This is a genomic window from Vibrio sp. STUT-A11 (assembly GCF_026000435.1).
Classification (GTDB): domain Bacteria; phylum Pseudomonadota; class Gammaproteobacteria; order Enterobacterales; family Vibrionaceae; genus Vibrio.
In genome coordinates, this window is sequence record NZ_AP026763.1 from 3,259,387 (window position 1) to 3,283,059 (window position 23,673).

Sequence of the window (23,673 nt, forward strand, 5' to 3'; positions counted from 1 at the left end):
GTTATTTAAAAATGCCGTTCACTGTGAAGAGAACGGCATTGAACTGAAGATTGCATTAATGCTTACGCGGCAATACCTGAATGACGCAGCAGAGCATCAATTTGTGGCTCACGGCCACGGAAGCGTTTGAACAGTTCCATCGGCTCTTCACTGCCGCCCATCTCAAGGATGTTATTCAGGAAGCTTTGGCCCGTATCTTTGTTAAAGATGCCTTCTTCTTCAAAGCGTGAGAATGCATCTGAAGAAAGCACTTCTGCCCACAAGTAGCTGTAGTAACCCGCGCTGTAACCACCAGCAAAGATGTGCGCAAAACCGTGTGAGAAACGCGCCCACTCTACCGCAGGCACCACGGCAACTTTCTGCTTCACTTCCGCTAAGGTTTCTAGCACGCGCGCGCCCACTTCAGGGTCGTATTCCGTGTGCAGAGTGAAGTCGAACAGGCCAAACTCTAGTTGACGTAGGATGCCCATCGCCGATTGGAAGTTCTTCGCCGCCAGCATCTTCTCTAACATCTCTTTAGGCAGAGGTTCACCGGTTTCGTAATGACCAGAAATGAACGCCAGTGCCTCTTCTTCCCAACACCAGTTTTCCAGGAACTGGCTTGGCAGCTCAACCGCATCCCAAGGCACACCGTTGATGCCAGATACCGCACCAGTGTCAACTTGCGTCAGCATGTGGTGAATACCATGGCCGAACTCGTGGAATAACGTCACCACTTCATTGTGAGTGAACAATGCAGGCTTATCGCCAACCGGACGGTTGAAGTTACAGGTCAGGTAAGCGACTGGCGTTTGCAGTTCGCCAGATAGCGTAATACGGCGACCACGGCAATCATCCATCCAGGCGCCGCCACGTTTGTGTTCACGAGCGTAAAGATCGAGGTAGAAGCTGCCACGCAGTGTGCCTTGTTCATCGAAGATATCGAAGAATCGAACCGACTCGTGCCAGGTATCCACACCTTCGCGCTCTTCGACTTTCATGCCAAACACACGGTTTAACACTTCAAACAGACCGCTTACGACCTTAGATTCTGGGAAGTAAGGACGCAGATCTTCATCAGAAATCTGGAACAGATGCTGTTTTTGCTTTTCGCTGTAGTATGCGATATCCCACACGTTTAGCTCTTCAACGCCAAACTCGCTCTTAGTGAACTGACGCAGCTCTTCCACTTCACGCTCACCTTGTGGCTTCGCTCGGGTAGCCAGATCGTTCAGGAAACCTAACACCTGCTCTGGCGTTTCTGCCATTTTGGTTGCGAGCGACTTCTCACTAAAGGTGTTGAAGCCCAACATACGCGCAATTTCATAGCGCAGTTTTAACTGCTCCGAAATGATGTCTGAATTATCCCACTGCCCTGCATTTGGACCACGGTCAGACGCACGAGTCACGTACGCTTCATACACTTCTCGGCGTAGCTCCTGATTGTCACAGTAAGTCATCACTGGCAGGTAAGATGGAATATCCAGCGTGATCAGGTAGCCTTCCAGCTCTTTCGCTTCTGCCGCTGCTTTGGCTGCAGCCAGCGCAGACTCCGGCATGCCGGTTAATTCTTTTTCATCGCTAATATGTTTGGTCCAGCCCATGGTCGCATCTAACACATTGTTAGAGAATTTTGAGCTCAACTCGGACATGCGCTTGCTAATTTCACCGTAGCGGTGCTGCTCGTCCGATGGCAGACCAATACCGGATAGTTCAAAATCACGTAGTGCATCGGTAATGGTTTTCTGTTGAGCGCGAGTCAGCGTTACAAATTCGTCACTGGCTTTGATCGCTTTGTATGCTTCATACAAACCTTTGTGTTGACCTACCCAAGTGCCGTATTCAGACAGAATAGGCAGACAACTTTCGTACGCTTCACGCAGTGCTTCGCTGTTTACCACTGAATTCATGTGGCCGACAGGTGACCAGATACGGCTTAAGCGGTCATCTGTTTCTTCCATCGGCGCAATAATGCTTTCCCAAGTTGGGTGAGTGCTTTCTTTTAACACCGCCTCAACTTTAGCGCGGCAATCCGCTATCGCCTGCTCCACCGCAGGTTTAATGTGTTCTGGTTTAATTTGCGAGAACGGAGGCAGGTCCGAAAACGTAAGAAGTGGATTAGACATGAATAATTCCTTTTGTGTTTTGGCTTTGTGACTACCTATAAAATAGGTCAACTCAAGGCGCAGGCAAGCCAGCAACATGGATGGAGAGATATCCGTTCTCTTTCTCTATGCAGCGATGACCACGGTGATCAGCGAGAGCAACTCTGTCCTTGAGCGTAGTTATGCCTAAATGAGGCTAACTCTATTGGAGTACTGGCACTCACTTAGGTTCAATATGTTTAGTAAGTATGGGTGACTTAAAGAAATTTCAATAGTGATGAGATTAATAATTAAACAAAGCAAACGGATATTCTGCATCTTCGAGGTTGTTGGGTATAATACCTTCAATATTGCAAAAACTTATTGCATCTGAAATCACAGACCACACTCAGATAAAGAGTGTTTCGAGAGTTTAATTTGTTAAGTTACCGCCACAGCTTCCACGCAGGCAACCATGCCGACGTGGTCAAACACATTGTTCAAAGCCTTATTCTTGATGCGCTAAAACAGAAAGATAAACCATTCGTTTATCACGATACCCATTCGGGCGTGGGCCGCTACGACCTGACACATGAGTGGTCGGAAAAAACTGGCGAATACAAACAAGGCATCGCTCGCATTTGGGATAATCCGAACATTCCTGCAGATATCAGAAGCTACATCGACTCGATCAAAGCACTAAACAATGGTGAGAACCTGCGTTATTACCCAGGCTCGCCTCGTGTGGCTCGTGCCCAAATCCGCTCACAAGACCGTATGGTTTTAACTGAACTTCACCCTGCTGACCATCCTCTTTTAGAGCAAGAGTTCCATCGCGATCGTCAGGTGAGCATCTACAAAGAAGATGGCTTCCAGCGCCTAAAAGCGAGCTTACCGCCGCAAGAACGTCGTGGCTTGGTGCTGATTGACCCACCATACGAGCTAGCAAAAGAGTATCGTGATGTAGTGCGCGCTATTCACCAGAGTCACAAGCGTTGGGCGACGGGTATCTACGCTATCTGGTATCCGGTGGTTAACCGCATCGACATTGATGACATGATCGAAGGTTTAGAAGCGCTAGGGATTCGTAAGATTCTGCAAATTGAACTTGGCGTCTCTCCTGACACCAATGAGCGCGGCATGACCGCATCGGGCATGATCGTGATTAACCCACCATGGAAACTGGAAAGTCAGATGAAAGAGATTCTGCCATTCCTAAAAGAAGCGATAGCGCCTGCGACTGGTCACTGGAAAGTCGACTGGATTGTGCCAGAGTAAACGTCTCTGCTCATAACTCTCTCAGCGCAACGAAACCATCGTTGCGCTTTTGTCCCCTCAGCTTCGCCCTTCACCCGCACTTATTCTACTTTTTGTGTCTCTCATCGCTATTTGTCATAAGTATTGTCGCTTTTTCCCATTTAGGAATTGGTCGGATTCGATTTATCATAGTCAGACTTCTTAACAAAATGTTGCGGCGATATTGAGTTAACATCTCATCACCCCAATGTATTTGTTAACCAGAAATTCATACGCTCTTGGAGAAAGTAATGGCGACTCATTTTGACTATATCTGTATCGGTGGCGGCAGTGGCGGCATCGCATCTGCAAACCGTGCAGCCATGTACGGCGCGAAAGTAGCGCTGATTGAAGCACAAGACCTTGGTGGCACCTGTGTAAACGTAGGTTGTGTACCAAAGAAAGTGATGTGGCATGGCGCACAAATCGCAGAAGCAATGAACCTGTACGCGGAAGATTACGGGTTTGATGTCGACGTGAAAGGTTTCGACTGGAGCAAACTGGTAGAGAGTCGTCAGGCGTACATTGGCCGTATTCACCAATCTTACGACCGCGTTCTAGGTAACAACAAAGTAAACGTCATCAAAGGGTTTGCTAAGTTTATTGACGAGAAAACCGTGGAAGTAAACGGTGAACACTACACCGCCGATCACATCCTGATCGCAGTCGGTGGTCGTCCAACCATTCCAAACATCCCGGGCGCAGAATACGGCATCGATTCAAACGGCTTCTTCGACCTGGCTGAGCAACCAAAACGCGTTGCGGTTGTTGGCGCTGGCTACATCGCGGTTGAAATCGCAGGCGTACTACACGCACTAGGTACAGAAACGCACCTGTTCGTACGTAAAGAATCGCCACTACGTAGCTTCGATCCAATGATCATCGAAACGTTGGTTGAAGTGATGGACGCTGAAGGTCCAAAACTGCACACCCATTCTGTACCAAAAGAAATCGTCAAAGAAGAAGATGGCACTCTGACTCTGCACCTGGAAAATGGTGAAAGCCAAAATGTTGACCAGTTAATCTGGGCAATCGGCCGTCACCCAACGACAGACGCCATCAATCTGGCTTCAACAGGCGTTGCAACCAATGACAAAGGCTACATCAAAGTAGACGAATACCAAGAAACTAACGTGAAAGGTATCTACTGTGTCGGTGACATCATGGAAGGTGGTATTGAGCTAACGCCAGTAGCGGTTAAAGCTGGTCGTCAGCTTTCTGAGCGTCTGTTCAACAACAAGCCAAACGCGAAGATGGATTACGACTTAGTTCCAACTGTCGTATTCAGCCACCCACCAATTGGCACCATCGGCCTGACTGAACCAGAAGCTATCGCGAAGTACGGCGAAGATAACGTGAAAGTGTACACATCAGGTTTCACGGCAATGTACACCGCGGTAACAAAACACCGTCAACCATGTAAGATGAAACTGGTATGTGCTGGCGAAGACGAAACGGTCGTTGGTCTGCACGGCATCGGCTTCACCGTTGACGAAATGATTCAGGGCTTCGGCGTAGCAATGAAGATGGGCGCAACCAAAGCAGACTTCGACTCAGTAGTGGCAATCCACCCAACTGGCTCGGAAGAGTTTGTTACCATGAGATAAATCAACACGCAATCAATTGATAGTGTAATAAAAAATCCCCGAGCAGCATTAGTACTCGGGGATTTTTAGTTGGTATAGCTAACGAATAAAGCTTACAAGATTAAAATTCATACTTGGCGGTTAGAGAGAAGTTACGCTTAGCTTCAGATCGATCTTTATCTTCCGCAGACAACCCACGAACATCGTTCCAGTTGTAGTATTCTTCGTCGGTCACGTTGAAGATACCCGCACGTAGCGTCAGATCCTTAATTGGCTTGTAGTAAGCGGTAATATCAACCACGGTTGCAGCATCGATTGGTTGGTAATCACCGTCGATATCACTCTGTGATTTTTTCGCAGTATAGCTTAGGTTAACCGTCGTACCCCACTGGTTGATAGAATCATAGCTTAACCCAACAACGGTATTCCAAGGGCTTACGCTGTTAAGAGGGTTACCGTCGCCATCTTCGCCTTCTGTATAAGCCGCTGCGATACGTGAGCTAAAGCCTTCCACAGGCATGAACTCATCCCAAGAGAGTTGGTTTGCAAGCTCAACACCTTTGATAGTGGCTTTGTTAATGTTGATCGACTGATAAACCGCATCACCAGTCATGAAGCTACCAGAAACCAACTGGTTATCAATAAAGTTATCGTAGTCACTGTAGAAGAGTGAGATTTCATTGCTGACTAGGTCTGTGTTGTAACGCCAGCCACCTTCATAAGAAATACTTTCTTCCGCTTCTAGATCTGGATTTGGTTTGTTCACATAACCGTACATCGGGTTGCCGTAAGAGTAATAGAGCTCTTGGAAATCTGGTGCACGGAAGCCTTGGCTTATTTGAACAAATAAGCGGTTCTCCTCGTTGAGTTTATAAACGGTACCTAATCGTCCAGTTACAGCAGAATCAGAGTAGTCTTTGTATTCACTTGCCGCATTCAAGCTTGGGTTGGCGCTGGTATCACCTGGATCGGTGTCAAATGAATCAAAGCGAACCCCTGGCGTGACAATCCATTTGCCAAACGTGATTTCATCTTGAGCAAATAAGCCATAACGCGTTTCTTGCGCATCAGGAATGTAGAAAATAACTTGGTCACTACCAACTGAGTTAAATTCTTTGTTGGTGTTGGCAATGTCTTTGTCTGAGAAAGAAGCGCCATAAATTAAGTTATGCTCTGCACCGCCCGTAACAAAATACTTATCGAACTGAGCGTCAAATTGAATCCCCTCGTCAGAATACAGGTAATCTTTCTTCTGAACGTTGCCATTTGAGACTCTTGTTCGATCCGTTACACCGGTTTCTTCTTTACTCATCCAATCTAGTTGCCAAGTAATTCGATCAGCGAATGACGTTTCCGCATCCCAGATATGCTTGATACCTAGTTGATATTGTTCGGTTTCATCACTACCAGATGCATTTTCATACGGAACCATGCTAGTGAGATAATCGAGTGAAAGGTTATTTTTATTGCGAATATAGTTACCAGAGAATTCTATGCGGTGAGCAGCGTTGAGTTGATATTGTAGTTTCACCAATAGATTGTTTGCACTGCTGTCTTGCTCATCCGGTTGACCGAAGTTATCCAACTCTTCACCATCGCGACGCGTATAAGCAACCAGAGATTCCAGATCACCCACTTTATTTGCTATCGCAACAGATTCACTGAAGGTTTTGTCCGACGATGAATAATTAAGCTTGGCATAACCACCAAAATCACGACCTTTTAAGATATCTGCCGGGTCTTTGGTTTCAAACGCCACAATACCGCCGATAGCGTCAGAGCCTTGCAGTGAAGAAGCTGCACCTTTGACAATTTCGACCGCTTTGATCATATCGGTATCAACATCAACACGTGATGAGTTTACAAACTCAGCACCAGACTCAAATTGATTTGGTTGAGCCACCCCATCCACTATCACTTTAATGCGGTTTCCTTCGATTCCGCGAATATTGATGCTTTGTACACCTTGACGTGAGTTACTCTGTACGTTCACCCCAGGGGTATATTTGAACAGGTCATCAATGTCCTTGACCATGTTTTCTTCGATTTCTTCCTCATCAATAACCGTCACCGATGCAGCAGTATCTATCGTCTGGGTATTGAGGCGTGTTGCTGACACAACCACTTCATCAAGTGAGTAGCTAGTCTCTTCAGCGACGGCTGATGCTGATAGTAAGGTGCCAATAACGATGGCAAGAGGAGTTGGCTTAATCATTAATTTGTCCGTATCTAAATGTTAAGTATGCTCAATGGTTTTCCCGAATTTGAAGCGCAAGAATCTAAGCGGCATTCGCATGCGAGCCGCTTTGAAAGCATCAAACTTATGGATATATTGTTATCAGTTGAGCTGGTTTTGGTTACTTTACTTTCTTAAGCGTTTGTTATTTAGCGCTTACAGTTGCTTCATGTGCTATTTTTCAGCTTTAACATGCCCTTCTGTTAAGTGCACAAAATCAAGCATGTCATCGCCCGTAATCACATAGGCTTGCCCAAACCCTTTTACATAACGGCCCGAGTCAGGCACCAAGCGGTAAAGATTGAAGTCGCCAAGCTGACTTAAATTGTCAATAATTTCGCCAAAGCGAGCTCGCAGTGCTGCAACGCCCTGTTGCCAATCTTGGGTTTGTTTTGCTACCAGTTCCGCGCGCGTATCAAACGTGAGTCGTTTACGTGCGTAGATGTTTTTACATTCGCTTTCGTCCTCGATCATTAGAATCGAAACATTGCGATTGGTTTTTAAATTCTTGCCATGAGCGGCGATATCACTCACTAGGATGTAATACGCTTTGCTATCAAAAGCGAAAGGGGCATAAGTGGAGTTCGGAATACCCGCTTCATTAATGGTTGCCAACTGCAACGTTTTGCGCGAATCACGAAATTCACGAACCTCAGGCTCTAAACGCCCTTGTAGTCGTTCGCGACGAATTTCTTCTCGTTGAGCACTTTCTTGTGGCTGACTTTCTACTTTCACGCGGCAAACTCCTTTTTGATTTGCGTAAACGCTTCTATTTGATGAGGGAAAAGTTGACGCTTCTTATCTCTTCCCAGGTACACTTTAAAAACACAATCGCCAGCTGCATTAAAGAAGCCAATATAGTGGCTTTCCGTGCCTCGGAATGATTTGCTAACAAATGCGATATGTTCAACTAGATCCAAGCGTAAATGACCATGTAATTCACCGTCTCTGCCCATCAAGTTATAGTAACCATGTGCTTCTTTGCCTTTGGGGAACTTAGCTTTAGTTTCAAATATTGAGCCAAAAGAGTGAACAATAGTGGTAACAGGCCCCCACTCAGGAAGCTGCTCTAAAATAGCTTGGGCATGCTCGCCTGCAACGCGAGTAACCATATTTTCAGGTAACGCAAAAGTGATTGCACCTTCATTCAAACCTAGCTGTTGAGACATGCTAGAGACAGGGGTTCCAGCATCTTCCGCCAATGCGGCTGCTACTTTTTGTTTTACTTCGACTTCGGAACAAGTGGTGTACATGATGACTCCTGGTTACTTCTTAATGTTCAAGCTTCTTAATATTCAAACGCTCTTAACGACGCCTTGAATGGGATAACTTTGGTCTTCTTTGGTTTTGGATGGCAGATGGCAAGGTTTGCCAAGCTTACTGCCCAAAACTGTTCAGCTTCGGCCGTCAAAATCAACTGAATTATCGTTTGATGATGCCTGAATTAAAAACCTCAATCTGACTACTGCGTATCCATCAATATCGCTCAAAGCAGCGATGAATGCTCAATTGATAAAATTGCAATCAAGAAATTGTTCGATATAATAACGATCGAAAACAATAATGTAAATAACAATCAATATCATTAACAACCTCATTACTGTAAGATTACGGTGTTGATAATTAGTGGGTATAAAATGGCAAGGCTTCGTTATCTTATCGCTGGCTTAATAACATGCATTCTACATGGTATTGCGTTGTCGTTTACTCCACAGCAAAACACCATCAATGTTTCGACTGAAGATGGCGCGCAATCGGTACGGATTCAGCTTATGACAATGGCTGCCGCCAAACCTGTAGCAGAACCAACAATAGACAAGAAAGTCGTCAAAGAGCCGACGCCCGTTACTCCCCCACAGGAACAAAAGCCGAGTGCGACTGAACAAACAAAACCCTTAACGCCTGAGCCAATTCACAAGCCAGTCATCACGCCTAAAGAGGCAAGCAAACCAATTGTTGCTAAAAAACCACTGCCGAAACCGCCAGAGAAAAAGCAGGTTGCCCAACCTAAAAAGCCAGTAAAACCAAATACACCTGAACCCAAGACCACAAAGCCTAAGGTCAAAGAAATAAGTACTGAACCAGCTAGCCTAGAAAAGCCTCGGACCGAGACACCAGCCAAAAACAGTGCTCAAGACAGCAAACCAATGTTGGTTAAGAAGCCTAAATTTAGTGCGAAACCAACACCTGTGACTTACCCAAGAATAGCGAGAAAACGAGGCTTGCAAGGGAAAGTGCTTGTTGAGGTGTGGCTGGACGAAAAAGGCAATCAGGTGAAACAGGTGCTGCTCGAATCGAGCGGGCATAAGGTGCTGGATCAACAAGCGCTAAGTACGATTAAAGAATGGCGTTTTTCACAGCAAGTAGCTCAAGGGCAAGCCATTGCTCACCGTGTACAAATTCCTATTAATTTCCAACTACAGTAGTCGCTATCATGCAAACATTAACTCATATCCACAGCCAACTCGGCATCATGACATGGCCACTTATCACTATGTCATTCCTCACTGTCGTTATTTTAATAGAGCGGACGATATACATGCTGCTGAACAGCCGTACGCACACGACAGCTATTCTCAAAAGCATTCACAAACTGGATTTTTCCCGTCCGCAAGAGGTGGACGACTTTATTCAAAATCAATTACAAGGTCGCCAACTGATTTTTCAGTCCATGCGTATGCTTCTCGGCCATCGTCATTTTACTAAACCTCTACGAGAAGAAGCGGTTGGCATTTGGCTATTTAAAAAACGTCAGCAGTTTCGTTCGGGTATTCGCTTACTGTCGATGATAGGCGTGATTAGCCCGCTGATTGGCTTACTAGGTACGGTGCTTGGACTAATGGAAATGTTTAGCGGCATGACCGATGCCACTGCAGTCATTTCTCCAGCAACCCTAGCGGATGGCCTGGGCCTTGCGATGACAACCACAGCGGCAGGTTTGATCATTGCTTTACCCGCTATCATGGGCGCTCAATTACTTGGAATGTGGGTGGAAAAGACATTAGCGAAAATTGAGTACACGCTAAATCATAGTAACCTCCATATCGAAGGCATTGTGGTTGATCCTTTCTCGGGTAAACAAGTTCTACCCACTGCCACCACAGAAGAGGTGTTGTGATGATCCAGTCGCAATCTCGTTTTCTCGACGAAGAATTCAAGCCCGATCTCACCCCGATGATCGACATCATCTTTATCGTTATGGTGTTTCTGTTACTGACCGCCAATGTCAGTGTGCAGACTCTAAACGTGGATATCCCAAAAACCGAACAAGCGAGTCAGCTTAGCTCACCTGATAAGCCAGTTATTTCTATCGGCATTTTGCATAATGAAGAAGAAAAATGGGCATTAGACGGAGAGAAGTTTAGTGACTGGGACGCTTTCACCACAGCGTTGCTCAAAACTCGCACTCGCTTTCCAGATAAACCTTTTGTTATTGCTGCAGATAAAAAAGCCGATGTGGAATCCATGCTCAACCTTTTCGCATTCATGCAAAAACATCAAATTTCAGCCACCAATATCGTTATGGAAGAACAATAATGAAAAAGCTCATTTTGGCACTTAGCCTAATTTTGTCGACCGCCACAACTCAAGCTCAACCAGAGACCTACGCCAATAATCGGATTATCAGCGCTGGTTCCAGCATTACAGAATTGCTCATCGCTTTAGGCGCAAAAGATCAGCTCGTTGCTGTAGACGTCACGAGTCGTAAATACAACCGTGATGAAGCACTTCCTCAAGTAGGTTATCACCGCCAGCTCTCTGCTGAGGGTTTGATGGCTCTGGAGCCGACCCATCTCATTGGCTCTAATGAAATGGGCCCTGAAAATACCTTAACGCTGTTAAAAAGTGGCGGTATTAAAGTAGAAACCGTGCCGTCGGGCGATACGGAAAAAGATCTGTTTAGCCGTATCGACAAAATCGCCCAAATAACCGGAACTCAAGACAAGGCCAAATCGCTCAAAGCATCGATTGATGAGCAACTAAACAACATTAAATCACGCGAATTAAGCCATTCACCAAAGGTGCTGTTTGCCATGCTGACAAAAGGCAGACCCGCCACCATAGCCGGTGACAAAACCACCATTGATGTGATCATCAATTTAGCTGGCGCGCAAAACCCAGCAAAATCGGAAATGAGCTCTTACAAACCCTTAACGCCTGAAGCTATCGTCAAAATGCAGCCTGATTTCTTATTGGTCAGCGACCGTGCCTGGGAGACGCTGGGTGGCCAGGAAGGTATTTTACAAGAATTCCCGTTGCTAGCAGCGACACCTGTGGCGGGTAAAGACAGAATTATCCCCGTTAGCAGTAGCGCAATCATAGGCGGTTTTGGCCTTGAGAGCATCGAACTCACGGACAAACTGTATGACACGTTCCTTAAATTCGAATAAGCCAGCCTTTTAATATAAATAGCCATCGATAAAAAAGTCATGACAGATTCAAGAATGGTTTCAGCCAAAACATTATGTAGTCTAGCTGCGGTTGCACTCTATTTCGCGACCGTTGCTTCGATCAGTACCGGAGCCATGAACATCAGTTTATCTGACAGTTTGATGTCTCTTCTGCCGTTGGGAAATCACGATCTCCCTAATCATGTCACCATGATCATTCAACAGGTACGTTTACCTCGTACCTTATTGGCCATCGCGGTCGGGGGCATTTTAGCCATTAGTGGCGCGGTGATGCAGGGCTTATTCCGCAACCCGTTAGCCGATCCAGGCATTATCGGGGTATCTTCAGGTGCAGCTCTGGGCGCTGCGCTTGCAATTGTGGCCTTTGGTGACCTCGCCAGCCACTATCCAAACTTACTACTGTTCGGTACCGTACCTATGTTTGCTTGTATTGGTGGTGCCCTAACAACCTTCGCGGTTTACCGTTTAGGTACTGGCAGGAACGGTACCTCGGTGACTATGATGCTACTTTCTGGTGTCGCCATTTCAGCTTTAGCGGGCGCGGCTTTGGGTCTACTGAACTACTATGCTGACGACCAGGCACTAAGAGACCTGTCTCTGTGGACAATGGGCTCGCTGGCAGGAGCAAATCAAAAAGGCTTATGGCTTGCCTTTGCAACGCTCATCATTCTATTTATCGCCTACTACCGAGACGCTGATAAGCTTAATGCGATGTTATTAGGTGAAGCCGAAGCACGTCATATGGGCATTAATGTACAAGCTCTAAAGCGCCGCTTAATTGTTATGGCGGCATTTGGTGTGGGTGTGACGGTCGCATTAAGCGGGATGATTGGCTTTATAGGACTTATCGTTCCTCACTTAGCACGGATGATGATCGGGCCAAACTATCGCTCTCTGTTGCCTGTGACGCTATTTCTTGGTGCTCTGCTGTTGCTGATTTCTGATATGTTGGCGAGAACGGTTGTGGCTCCTTTAGATATGCCAGTGGGTATTGTCACCGCTCTACTTGGTGCACCCTTCTTTGTCTGGCTACTCATCAAACAAAAGGGGAGGATCTAATGCTGTCTCGTCTAGGTTTTAGTTTTTCATCAGCAACAGACAATAATGAGCCGATTCAATACTCAGGCCATAAGACAATAGAAATAGGCAACTTGTCTGTCACACTGGGTGATAAGAAGATACTTGATGACATTGACCTCACGTTAAACCGAGGTGAGTTCACCGTACTCCTTGGCCCGAATGGCACCGGCAAAAGTACCCTGCTCAACGCTTTGACAGGCGAGATTAGCGCAAAAGGTGAATTTCGAATCTTTGGTCAAGACAGAGCACAGTGGCCTGCACCATTACTTGCAAAACATCTGGGGGTATTACCGCAAAGCAGCTCTCTGTCATTCAACTTTATGGCCAAAGAAGTGATTGAACTTGGCGGTATTGGCTTAACCATGTCTAACCGACAATTGGCAGATGTGGTGAGCAATCATATGCGTGTGACGGATGTAGAGCACCTAGGTTCACGCTCCTACCCGACCTTATCTGGCGGAGAAAAACAACGCGTACATTTGGCTCGGGTGCTGACTCAACTAGAGCAAAGTGGGGATAATAAAATTCTGTTGCTTGATGAACCAACGTCGGCGTTAGATATTCATCACCAGCACACCACCCTAACGCTGGCTCGAAAGCTAGCCAATGAAGGGGCGACAGTTGTGGCAGTACTGCATGATCTCAACTTAGCTTCACAATATGCGGATAGAATTGTCATTCTTAACCAGGGAAAGATCGCCGCCGACGATATTCCAAGCAAGGCACTCAAACCTGAGATCATTGCAGCGGTGTACCATCACAAAGTGGATATCATTGCGCATCCAACTTACGGTCATCCGGTTGTTATCGCCTGCTAGGTAAGCCTAGATAGTAGTAATAACCACTTCAAAGTAAAAGGGCCATTCAAGGCCCTTTTCATATTTCCGATACACCACTAAATAAGTGGTAGAACAAAGTTCACTTATGCTTTAACGGCACGAACCAATTCAGCAAGACCTTCCCAGTCGCCATCATCCATCAGTTTTGTTGGTACCATCCAGGTACCGCCACAAGCGATAACCGACTTAAGTGCAAGGTAATCTTCTACGTTAGCAGGGCTAACACCACCCGTTGGCATAAAGTTCACTGGGTAAACCGCAGTCAGTGCCTTTAGCATGTTCACGCCACCCGATGGTTCTGCCGGGAAAAACTTCAGAGTGCGCAGACCCATTTCCATCGCCTGCTCAACCAAGCTTGGGTTATTCACACCCGGGACAATCGCGATATTACGCTGCTGACAGTATTTCACGGTAGTTGGGTTAAAGCCCGGGCTAACAATGAAGTCCGCACCCGCATCAATAGCAAGATCAACCTGCTCAGTCGTCAAAACGGTACCTGCGCCAATCAACAAGTCTGGGTACGCTTCACGCATAGTACGAATTGATTCCGCTGCCGCTTCTGTACGGAAAGTCACTTCGGCGCATGGCAGACCGTTCTCTACCAGTACTTTAGCCAGTGGCAGTGCCTGTGCGACATCGTTGATCGCAATAACCGGGACGATTTTGATTTCTTTTAATCGTTGTTCAAGTGTTGTCATGGGTAACCTCTAAAGAATAAAGCTTAATGTTGCTACGATAATAAACGCAATACCGCCAAGTAGTGTTTCCATTACCGTCCAAGTTTTTAATGTGGTTTTTTCATCCATCTCCAGCAAGCGAGAAACCAACCAGAAACCAGAATCGTTGAAGTGTGAAAGCACTGTCGCACCACCAGCAATCGCAATCACGATAAAGCATAGATCAAGCTCGCTCAAACCAGTAGACGCAGCCACAACAGGCGAGATAAGTGCAGCAGTAGTCGTCAGCGCCACAGTTGCAGAGCCTTGGGCAACGCGCAGACAGGTTGAGATAACAAATGCTGCAACAATAACGGGCATGCCAGTATTGGTTAATACCCCCGCCAGTGCATCACCAATGCCACTTGAACGCAATACACCGCCAAACATACCGCCTGCGCCTGTGACCAGAATAACGCCACAAATCGGTGCCAGTGACTCGCCACACAGCTTTTCCAGTTTCGCCATACCGTAATCTTTAGCAAATACAGCAAGACATACCACCAGCGTGATCAGCAGGGCTACTGGGGTTTTACCTAGCATACGCAGGAACGAAACCAGCGAAGAGTTGCCATCTATAACACCAGCAACGGCTAACGTGTTAAGAACCGTGTCCAAACAGATAAGTAAGACAGGCAGAATAAGCAGCGTCATTACTGTCGAAAACTTTGGCGCTTTGCTGTCGTCCGCGAACGCATCACTGTCAAAGAATGCTTTAGAAAGTGGGATCTCAAACTTCTTACCAGCATAAATACCAAATAAGTAAGCGCCAAGATACCAAGTCGGAATCGCAACCAGAATACCAACCATCAGCAGCAGGCCAATATTTGCACCAAGGAAATCCGCAGCGGCTACAGGTCCTGGGTGCGGAGGAACAAACGCATGCATTACGGCAAATGCACCTGCAGCGGGCAACGCGTATTTAAGTGGTGAGCCACCAAACCGAGCCGCAACGCTCAGGATAATGGGCATCATTACCACCAAACCCGCATCGAAAAAGATGGGGAAGCCGAACATCAACGATGCCACACCGAGTGCCAGTGGTGCACGCTCTTTACCAAAGCGGCCAATCAAAGTATCGGCCAGCACTTTCGCACCGCCAGTCACTTCTAAAATTTTGCCGATCATCGCACCAAGACCAACCAATAAAGCAACCGAAGCTAACGTGCCTCCGAAGCCACTCATCATGGTAGGTACGACCTTGTCAGTCGATACGCCCGTTGCGATTGCCGTACCCAAACTCACCATAGTCAGGGACGCAAAAGCATGGACTTTTAATTTAATGATTAGAACGAGTAACGCTGCAATAGCAAGGCCTGCAATCGTTAATAAGTATGTAGGATCTGGGGCTTGGGCTAGCTGCTCCATAGGTTCACCTTTAAGAATTATAGTTTGTGTTTTGGTTCACATTTATTTAAGTTACCGGTAACATGTTACCGATAACATGAATAAGATAAACCCATATTTTCAAGTGAATTCAAAAATTGAGATCACGCGCAACTTTAGTTATGAGGATAAGTTATGGCTGGTAGTAGTGTCATCGTTATGGGCGTTTGTGCGAGTGGAAAAAGTACAATCGGCGAGCAACTAGCGAAAAAGCTAGGACGAAAATTCATTGATGGTGATGATCTTCACCCACGAGCGAACATCCAGAAAATGGCATCTGGCCAACCTCTGAATGATGACGATCGCAAGCCATGGTTAGAGCGTATTCGTGATGCAGCCTACAGTCTGGAAAGCAAAAACGAACACGGTGTGATCGTCTGTTCTGCTCTGAAAAAGATCTACCGCGATCAGATACGAGAAGGCAACAATAATGTGACTTTCCTGTTTTTGGATGGCGACATGGAATTGATCCTTAATCGCATGCGCCTGCGCCAAGGCCACTTCATGAAAGAAAACATGGTGAAAAGCCAGTTTGAAGCCCTTGAGCGCCCAGATAATGAACCTCAAACTCTGGTCGTCAGTATTGAAGGTGACATCAGTGGCGTTGTTGAACGCTCTGCAGCGGAACTCTTGAAACAGCAACCGGTTGAGGAGGCATCATGACCCACTCCGTTATTCTCAATGTAACCGAACGTCTTATCGAACGCAGCCGCGAAGCCCGCGCCGCATTTTTAGCTCGTACCGAGAGTCAGTCTGAAGCAGGTAAAGGCCGTACAGGCCTGTCTTGTGGCAACCTTGCGCATGCGGTGGCGGCGTCATGTTCTACCGAGAAAGATAATATTCTCGATTTTACTCATTCCAATGTCGCGCTGATCAGTGCTTACAACGATATGTTGAGCGCCCACCAGCCTTACCAAGAATACCCAGCACAAATTAAGCAAGTACTGGCACAGTATGGACACACGGCTCAAGTGGCAGGTTGCGTACCAGCGATGTGCGATGGCGTGACGCAAGGTCAGCCTGGTATGGATATGTCGCTGTTTTCCCGCGACTTAATTGCTCAATCGACAGCGTTGTCTCTAAGTCATAATGTCTTTGATGCCACATTGCTGCTTGGCATCTGCGATAAAATCGCACCGGGACAACTGATGGGAGCACTCTCGTACGCTCACCTGCCAGCTGCCTTTGTACCTGCTGGTTTAATGGCCACCGGCATCAGCAATGAAGAAAAAGTCGATGTGCGCCAGAAATACGCAGCGGGTGAAGTAGGAAAAGATGCTCTACTGGATATGGAGTGTCGCGCTTATCACTCTCCAGGTACCTGTACTTTTTACGGCACGGCAAACACCAACCAACTGGTGTTTGAAGCAATGGGATTAATGCTGCCGGGCTCAGCGTTTATTCATCCTCATACTGAGCTACGTAAAGCCCTGACCGATCATGCGGCAGTGAAGATAGCGTCCATGACTGCAGGCTCCAGCAACTTCCGTCCTCTGGCAGAGGTCGTGACAGAAAAGAGTTTGATCAACGGTATCATTGCGCTGCTGGCATCAGGCGGCAGTACCAACCACACCATTCATATGGTCGCCGTCGCACGTGCGGCAGGTATCTTACTCACCTGGCAAGACATCAGTGATTTATCGGAAGTCGTGCCTCTACTGGCGCGCGTGTACCCGAACGGTCCGGCAGATATGAATGCATTTCAGGCAGCTGGCGGCGTTCCAGCCCTGCTACATCGATTGGACGAATCCAACCTACTACACCGCGACGTGAAACCAGTTTTCGGAGAGTTCTCTGCTCAGATGACGATGCCATCTTTGAACGATGGTCAATTAGTATGGACAGCCTGCAACGGCAGCTTGGATGGCGATGTTATCGCCGCTCCAGAAGCGGTATTCCAAAACACGGGGGGGACTCGTGTATTAGACGGCAATTTAGGTAAAGCGGTAGTTAAAGTCTCGGCGGTAAAAGAAGAGCAGCGCATCATCGAAGCACCTGCGGTGGTCTTCCAGTGTCAGCACGAAGTGGAAGCAGCCTACAAACGAGGTGAGCTCAACAAAGACTGCATTGTCGTTGTAACGCATAACGGTCCAGCCGCGAACGGTATGCCAGAGCTGCATAAGCTGATGCCAATTTTAGGCAATGTGCAAAAAATGGGTTTTAAAGTGGCACTGGTAACCGATGGTCGTTTATCTGGCGCATCAGGCAAAATTCCATCCGCGATTCATGTCTCACCCGAAGCGATTCGTGGTGGCGCGATTGGTTTAGTCCGTACTGGTGACGTTATACGCGTTGATTGCCAGACTGGCGAGTTGAACAACTTAACAGACGCCAGTGGACGCACAGTCATGCAGCTTGATACTGAGTCAACCCAGCAAACATGGGGACGTGGATTTTTCGAAGTGATCCGCCACAACGTTTCCAGTGCAGATCAGGGCGCGAGCTTCATTGTTTAGGGTATAAGAACGGATAAACCGAGTATCCAGAACTTAATGCCATTCGTCTAATAGCGAATGGCATGTTTAAGCCTCCCGTCTTCATGAACAGCGACGAAGGAGAGTGATTCAGGATCTAATTTCCGAGCGCTTTATGACCAACGTTATTTCATTAGCTGCTCAGCGCACTGCGATTAGATTCCTAGTCTCGCTAGGGCTCGCTGGAATGACGCGGATAGGATCATTAAACGATTGGAGTACTCCGCTTATCTATATTTTTCGACAAAATATTACACACTCTCACCCGCAGTAATGTCATAGCCCATATCGACCACCAACTCTTGCTGCTCTTCGCCTTTTAATCGCGCTATCAGCAGTTCTGCACTCTTCTTGCCAATCTCAAAACGCGGCGTATCCACACTGGTCAGCTTCGGACTGATCGTCTGGCCGATGTCCAGTGCGTTATAGCCAACCACTGCCAGTTGCTCCGGGACGTTAATCCCACGCTGCTGGGCGCTGAGGATAGTACCAATCGCGATATCATCGTTGGTACAGAACACACCATCAAGATCAGGGTAGCTTTCCAAAGCCCGTTCAAGTAACTCATGGGCAAGAGAGAAGCTGGAATGTTCACCAGTTAATACATGTCTCACTTCTAGACCGGCTTCAGACATGGCGCGCTCATAACCTTGCATACGTAACTTAGTCCGCGTATCCAAACGGGCACCAAAGTAGACAATGGTACGCTTGCCAGAATCTAACATACGCTTTACTGCGCTATAGGATGCATCTTCATGGTCCAAACCTACCGCCATATCAATAGGTTGTTCCGGCAATTCCATGGTCTCTACCACAGGCACACCGGCATTTTTGATCATCTGCAATGTACGCGGAGTATGGTTGCTTTCGGTTAAGATCAGCCCATCAACTTGATAAGAGAGTAATGACGCGATCTTGCGCTCTTCTTCTTCTACATCATAGCTAAAGTGGGCCAGAAGCGTCTCATAACCGTGCGCTTTGGTGACCATCTCTATGCCCTGCACAAAAGAAGCAAAAATTTGGTTAGACAGAGAAGGAAGTAAAACACCGATCGCTTTACTGGAGGATTTAGACAGCATTGCTGGAGCCCGGTTTTCAATATAACCCAGCTTTTCTATCGCAGCTGCGATCTTAACCCGCGTCTTTTCCGCAACGGATTCCGGATTGCGCATATAACGCGAAACCGTCATCTTTGTGACACCAACCTGGTCAGCAACATCCTGTAATGTCGCACGTGTTTTCTTAATCTTTTGATTCATAAATATGTGAACTGTCAGTAATGTTACTTGTAACATTATGACCAATAGACATCCTTCGAACAAGCTCAGGATAAATAGTTCATTAAATCAGTATCTTAATGTACAAGTATCCACCAGGTTACGATACCAATACTGTGATTGAAACCAAATAAATAGATAACATTAATATCAGTTTTCATATAAAATAATGCGCCTAAAAGAGTAAGAAATTAGGCACCGTGCAATTAGGTTATAACGCAACTCAGATTTATTATCATCTTCTTGATCTGGACGACTCTCAAAAGCAGCAATTCCTTCAAGCATTACAGCAAAGTCAACCTAAGCTATATCAACAACTCACCCCTCTTTTAACTAATAAAACCGCAGAAGATCAGCTGACTCAATTACTTTGTTTTGGCGCTCAGCAAGCTACAGCTCGGGACATTGATCTTAGCGGCCAAGTTATAAGTAAATACCGCTTAACCCAAGAGCTTGGTCGCGGCGGTATGGGTGTTGTTTATGCAGCGCAGCGAGCAGATGCAACATTTGAGCAAGATCTGGCGATTAAATTTATTCAAAGTAACTTGAGCAACGTGCTGGAACAACGTGCTCTATTCGATGAAGCTCAGCTTCTCGCTCGATTAAACCATCCTTACATCGCAAAAGTCTTTGATGGCGGTTTACACGACGATTCAGTTTACATTGTGATGGAACGAGTATTCGGTCAAACCTTAAATAAGTATCTGTCCGAAACTAAATTGAAAACAAACGATAAGTTGCTGCTGTTTAAACAAATTTGCCAGGCGATGGAACACGCTCATCAACATCACGTTTTGCATGCCGATCTCAAGCCAGAAAATATTCTTATCGACCACAACCATCGCCCCAAGTTGCTCGATTTTAACTTAACCCAAAAAGCACACTCCAACCGAGGAGAGCCACCGTCGGCGCTGATCGCTTTCAGCCAACACTTTGCCAGCCCGGAGCAACAATTAGGGCAATATCTAACTGAACAAAGCGACGTTTACTCTTTGGGTAAAATTCTGGCACTAATGTTTCCATCTCCAGCGATTTGGTCGGATATCTATTGGGTGATAAAAAGCGCCACGCGCACCACCATTACGCAACGATACCAGAACGTCACAGCCTTAAGAATCGATATCGAACGAATTCTCGAACGTCGCCCGATCAAGCAGAAGATCCATTGGCCTTTTTACAGCGCACTTCGATTAGTTCAGCGAAGGCCTCAAGCATCGGCATTGACAGCCATTATTGTGCTCTCCGGTATGATATTTGGCAGTGCCATAATGCAAAAGAATATCCAGCTGCAGCAAGAGAAAAAAGTGACAGAAAACATGATGTACGAACTCACTCGCCTTATCTTCCACACAAAAGGACAGAATCTAGAACAATTGCCGGTTAACGCCATGATGGAGTTAACACGAAGGCGGATACTGGCTAATCCAGAGATCCCCAAACAGGTAAAGCAAAAAATGTTATTGGCGATGATGACACCCGTGCCAGATAAGCACCTCCCCCCCCAAAAAAAGTGTCACTCGAATTGTCCGTCTGAGTACAGCACTGAACAGTAAGGCTAAAACAGGATGTATACACATTTGGTGGCACTATGGATATTGGTATGTGCCGCTGCAATCACTTTAACTGCAGCGCCATCTATCGCAAATCAAAGCCAACTTTTACCCAAGCTCAGACAGGGCTATTTTGATGATGCAACGAACCTGCTAGATTTTGATTGGTTTTCCAGTCTAGACGCCATTGAGCACCTCAATGAGAGCCAAGCCTATATTGAAAAACACTTCACATCCGATGACATTATCTTTCAGCCTCGCGGCACCACCTTCAAACACATAGTGATCAAAAAGAAAGACTGGCAAGGCCACGTGTGTGCGTATGACCTACGCTACCGAAATTACCCTGAATATCGTCCTCCCTTTGCTGAAACAACATATACCATCACTGACGACGCTCTTATTCAGCACCCGAGTACGGGGGATCATTTTCAGGGCTGCTTTTTATCGCTCAGCCATCAAGTAACCGAAGATGTCATCGAGCCACTCAGTCACTTTTCTAATTGGCACAATTTGGTCGGTTGCTCACTAACAGGTTGTACGAGAAACGATTTAAATGGCTTCTCTACCGAAGAATTTGATGATGACGGTGATTGGAAATACCGTACTGCGGCCATGAACTTCGACCCACGTACCAAACTATTAATGGAGAAGGTACAAGGCTTGGGGTATAGCGAGTATATTCAACACAGCAATCGCTCCGAAATGCTGTGGTTTACTTACCCGCAATCGGATGACCATTATATTAATTATCGTGGTATCTGGCAGCAGACCCAATATCACGGTCAAACCATAACGCAATCCTGCCTATTAATAGGTCACCAGCAAGTATTGCGCCTACCCCTGTCGACAAAAACCTGTCCAACAAACCCAAGTTTGTACACATTGGACGTCACTTGGGAATATGGCGATATGTGGTGGATTGATAACCCTACTCCCAAAGCAGACCTCGCACAAATGAATGTGATGGTTCGTTGGTCTCAGGCGCTCACAGACATTAACTACACGACCTGGGAATATCTGCCTGCAGGGAAAGCTTGGGAGCAAGGCATTTTATATCGTTATCAACAAGATGTTCATCGTAATCTAGATGGTTCTGATCGCATTGAAACCCACACAATTTCTGAATTTGTCAAAGTAAATAAGGATGTATAACAATGACAAAACCCAAAGCACTGACTCAAATTATTCATCAATGGCAATCAGGCAACAAACAAGCTGAAAGTGAGTTGTATCAGTTCGCCTACCTGCAATTGCGCAAAATTTCCCAGCAGGAGCGAAAGAGAAACGCAGAAAAATACGGCCCTGAAAATAAAGTATTAGTCGATAGCGTCAATAGCACCACGGCATTGATTCACGATGCCTACCTAAAAATATCCAACTACAACAGAAGTGATATTAAAACCAAACGTGATTTCTTTTTGATGGTAGCTAAAGTCATGCGCCAAATACTCATCGATCATGCACGCTCACACCAAGCCCAGAAGCGCCAACATTACACCGCGATGAACCAAGAAGAAGATCGCTTCGAACAGCTGATCATCATGGATAAAACCCTGGATAGCTTCAGTATCCGTTACCCACGACAGTCCAGTGCCTTAAAGCTTAAGTATTTGATGGGAATGAAAAGCCAAGAAATCAGCGAACTGCTCGAGTGCAGTGCGAGTTTGATTGAGAAAGATCTTAAATTCTCTCGCAGTTGGTTGCAGTCCCGCCTGACATCGAAATGAAAAGCAAGCGGTCATTGCCCCGAATCTGCATGCTAACCCCCAGTTCGCCCAGTGGGTAGAAGAGATCAAATTAAACCAGATCTATCATCCACCACATTAGTACGCCTAAAATTTCCACAATGCTTGTAAGCCCGTGCTCCATGTCAGCAATTCCGATTCAGGCAACGTGGCTTGGTAATTCTCGGTTACCTGCTCCTGACAAATGCCATCGGTCATGGTCTTACAGTATGAGGTACTTATAATGTGAGAATCCGATTCCAGACGTTTTTCAAATCCAATTAAGGCAAACCAACCTAAATGCAAACCTTCAAAAACCTCATAGCTCACCGTTCCCTCCAAACTGGTACGAAGACTGTGGCTAGCAAAATCGACATCACTAAACTGAGTAGAAGAGGTTTTGCTATATAAAGGGAAACCAATTAGTACTTTGCCAGAAACATGCCAGTTATTATCGGCGAATAACGTGCCATCATCATAAGCCACCCCAATATCAGCAAACACACTTGTGTTGGTTTCCTCCCATGTACCCTGAAAGAACTGATTACCCTGTTCGGTATAGTTTTTGACACTGAAACGAGTAAACGTTTGATAAGTGAATGACGGGCCAGCGACCAAACGCCAGCGATTATCCAGCTTATAGTGCAGTAAGATATTGGTGGCAGTTTTCAGGTACTCCGCTTCGTTATTTTGAATAACTTGGCCGTTCCAACGCCACTCTTCCTCACCATTAACTGGTGAGAACGTTGCAAGTGCATCGATAGAAAAATCGAAGTCTTGATTAATACGGTATAAGCCACCAGAGTTAATCACCGGATTCAGTAAGTTCACACTGGAACTTGCTACGCCCGTTTCCTCATACACTACGTTCTCTAACCCCAGGGAAAAATACGAATAGCCATACCGATCATCCATCTCGCTCGCTGCCGTTGCCGAGGCCATACACATCAACGCGAAACCCACGCAAGTCTTCATTATTATTGTCCTTTTTATCCTTTTCTGCGGCAGATAATAGCGTTGCGCTACACAAT

At 46.4% G+C, this 23,673-nt stretch carries 21 protein-coding genes; 13 read left to right on the plus strand and 8 right to left on the minus strand.

The genetic code is table 11. The annotated features are described in order from the left end of the window. Window positions 1-62 precede the first annotated feature (62 nt). Window positions 63-2,105: an oligopeptidase A gene (gene prlC, locus OO774_RS15185; protein ID WP_264903431.1), complete on the minus strand. Its 2,043-nt coding sequence runs from the start codon at window positions 2,103-2,105 to the stop codon at window positions 63-65. Between the two features lie 396 nt (window positions 2,106-2,501). Here prlC and OO774_RS15190 point away from each other — a divergent pair, with 396 nt between their 5' ends. After that, the gene (locus tag OO774_RS15190) at window positions 2,502-3,341 is read left to right on the plus strand and encodes a 23S rRNA (adenine(2030)-N(6))-methyltransferase RlmJ (protein WP_264903432.1); all 840 of its coding nucleotides are present in this window, start codon (window positions 2,502-2,504) and stop codon (window positions 3,339-3,341) included. A 269-nt stretch (window positions 3,342-3,610) separates the two neighbouring features. Continuing rightward, window positions 3,611-4,966: a glutathione-disulfide reductase gene (gene gorA, locus OO774_RS15195; protein WP_264903433.1), complete on the plus strand. Its 1,356-nt coding sequence runs from the start codon at window positions 3,611-3,613 to the stop codon at window positions 4,964-4,966. A 100-nt stretch (window positions 4,967-5,066) separates the two neighbouring features. On the opposite strand, the gene OO774_RS15200 is transcribed toward gorA, so the two are convergent. From OO774_RS15200 to hutX, 3 genes are all read right to left on the minus strand, one after another. Next, window positions 5,067-7,160: a TonB-dependent hemoglobin/transferrin/lactoferrin family receptor gene (locus OO774_RS15200; RefSeq protein WP_264903434.1), complete on the minus strand. Its 2,094-nt coding sequence runs from the start codon at window positions 7,158-7,160 to the stop codon at window positions 5,067-5,069. A 195-nt stretch (window positions 7,161-7,355) separates the two neighbouring features. Next, complete coding sequence (gene hutZ / locus OO774_RS15205) at window positions 7,356-7,916, minus strand: heme utilization protein HutZ (RefSeq protein WP_264903435.1); 561 nt, start codon at window positions 7,914-7,916, stop codon at window positions 7,356-7,358. After that, window positions 7,913-8,434, minus strand: coding sequence for a heme utilization cystosolic carrier protein HutX (gene hutX / locus OO774_RS15210; protein WP_264903436.1), 522 nt, complete (start codon window positions 8,432-8,434; stop codon window positions 7,913-7,915). The genes hutZ and hutX overlap by 4 nt, the downstream gene beginning before the upstream one ends. Window positions 8,435-8,818: 384 nt before the next feature. On the opposite strand from hutX, the gene OO774_RS15215 reads away from it, so the two are divergent. The 6 genes from OO774_RS15215 to OO774_RS15240 are packed head-to-tail and all read left to right on the plus strand — an operon-like array spanning window position 8,819 to window position 13,491. Beyond that, complete coding sequence (locus OO774_RS15215; protein ID WP_264903437.1) at window positions 8,819-9,607, plus strand: energy transducer TonB; 789 nt, start codon at window positions 8,819-8,821, stop codon at window positions 9,605-9,607. Between the two features lie 8 nt (window positions 9,608-9,615). Next, complete coding sequence (locus OO774_RS15220) at window positions 9,616-10,299, plus strand: MotA/TolQ/ExbB proton channel family protein (protein WP_264903438.1); 684 nt, start codon at window positions 9,616-9,618, stop codon at window positions 10,297-10,299. Further along, window positions 10,299-10,718, plus strand: a complete 420-nt coding sequence (locus tag OO774_RS15225) for a biopolymer transporter ExbD (RefSeq protein WP_264906120.1) — start codon at window positions 10,299-10,301, stop codon at window positions 10,716-10,718. Before OO774_RS15220 ends, OO774_RS15225 begins: the two co-directional genes overlap by 1 nt. Beyond that, complete coding sequence (locus OO774_RS15230) at window positions 10,718-11,572, plus strand: ABC transporter substrate-binding protein (protein WP_264903439.1); 855 nt, start codon at window positions 10,718-10,720, stop codon at window positions 11,570-11,572. The genes OO774_RS15225 and OO774_RS15230 overlap by 1 nt, the downstream gene beginning before the upstream one ends. 39 nt (window positions 11,573-11,611) lie before the next feature. Then, entirely contained in the window at window positions 11,612-12,652 is a 1,041-nt protein-coding gene (locus tag OO774_RS15235) for an iron ABC transporter permease (RefSeq protein WP_264903440.1), read from the plus strand. Then, complete coding sequence (locus OO774_RS15240; RefSeq protein WP_264903441.1) at window positions 12,652-13,491, plus strand: heme ABC transporter ATP-binding protein; 840 nt, start codon at window positions 12,652-12,654, stop codon at window positions 13,489-13,491. Before OO774_RS15235 ends, OO774_RS15240 begins: the two co-directional genes overlap by 1 nt. Window positions 13,492-13,595: 104 nt before the next feature. On the opposite strand, the gene OO774_RS15245 is transcribed toward OO774_RS15240, so the two are convergent. Continuing rightward, on the minus strand, window positions 13,596-14,210 hold the full coding sequence (locus OO774_RS15245) for a bifunctional 4-hydroxy-2-oxoglutarate aldolase/2-dehydro-3-deoxy-phosphogluconate aldolase (RefSeq protein ID WP_264903442.1): 615 nt from the start codon (window positions 14,208-14,210) through the stop codon (window positions 13,596-13,598). Window positions 14,211-14,219: 9 nt separating this feature from the next. Beyond that, a complete protein-coding gene (locus OO774_RS15250; protein ID WP_264903443.1) occupies window positions 14,220-15,596 on the minus strand; it encodes a GntP family permease in 1,377 nt (458 codons plus the stop codon). A 153-nt stretch (window positions 15,597-15,749) separates the two neighbouring features. On the opposite strand from OO774_RS15250, the gene OO774_RS15255 reads away from it, so the two are divergent. Further along, the gene (locus OO774_RS15255; RefSeq protein ID WP_264903444.1) at window positions 15,750-16,277 is read left to right on the plus strand and encodes a gluconokinase; all 528 of its coding nucleotides are present in this window, start codon (window positions 15,750-15,752) and stop codon (window positions 16,275-16,277) included. Then, the gene (gene edd, locus OO774_RS15260) at window positions 16,274-18,070 is read left to right on the plus strand and encodes a phosphogluconate dehydratase (RefSeq protein ID WP_264903445.1); all 1,797 of its coding nucleotides are present in this window, start codon (window positions 16,274-16,276) and stop codon (window positions 18,068-18,070) included. The genes OO774_RS15255 and edd overlap by 4 nt, the downstream gene beginning before the upstream one ends. Before the next feature lie 269 nt (window positions 18,071-18,339). On the opposite strand, the gene OO774_RS15265 is transcribed toward edd, so the two are convergent. After that, window positions 18,340-19,347, minus strand: coding sequence for a LacI family DNA-binding transcriptional regulator (locus tag OO774_RS15265; RefSeq protein ID WP_264903446.1), 1,008 nt, complete (start codon window positions 19,345-19,347; stop codon window positions 18,340-18,342). A 218-nt stretch (window positions 19,348-19,565) separates the two neighbouring features. Here OO774_RS15265 and OO774_RS15270 point away from each other — a divergent pair, with 218 nt between their 5' ends. The 3 genes from OO774_RS15270 to OO774_RS15280 are packed head-to-tail and all read left to right on the plus strand — an operon-like array spanning window position 19,566 to window position 22,645. Beyond that, window positions 19,566-20,918 carry a serine/threonine-protein kinase gene (locus tag OO774_RS15270; protein ID WP_264903447.1) on the plus strand — a complete coding sequence of 451 codons (1,353 nt, stop codon included), beginning with the start codon at window positions 19,566-19,568 and terminating at the stop codon, window positions 20,916-20,918. A 12-nt stretch (window positions 20,919-20,930) separates the two neighbouring features. Beyond that, on the plus strand, window positions 20,931-22,070 hold the full coding sequence (locus OO774_RS15275; RefSeq protein WP_264903448.1) for a chromosome partitioning protein ParA: 1,140 nt from the start codon (window positions 20,931-20,933) through the stop codon (window positions 22,068-22,070). A gap of 2 nt (window positions 22,071-22,072) precedes the next feature. Continuing rightward, complete coding sequence (locus OO774_RS15280) at window positions 22,073-22,645, plus strand: ECF-type sigma factor (RefSeq protein ID WP_264903449.1); 573 nt, start codon at window positions 22,073-22,075, stop codon at window positions 22,643-22,645. Between the two features lie 105 nt (window positions 22,646-22,750). On the opposite strand, the gene OO774_RS15285 is transcribed toward OO774_RS15280, so the two are convergent. Continuing rightward, complete coding sequence (locus tag OO774_RS15285) at window positions 22,751-23,617, minus strand: hypothetical protein (protein WP_264903450.1); 867 nt, start codon at window positions 23,615-23,617, stop codon at window positions 22,751-22,753. Window positions 23,618-23,673 lie beyond the last annotated feature (56 nt).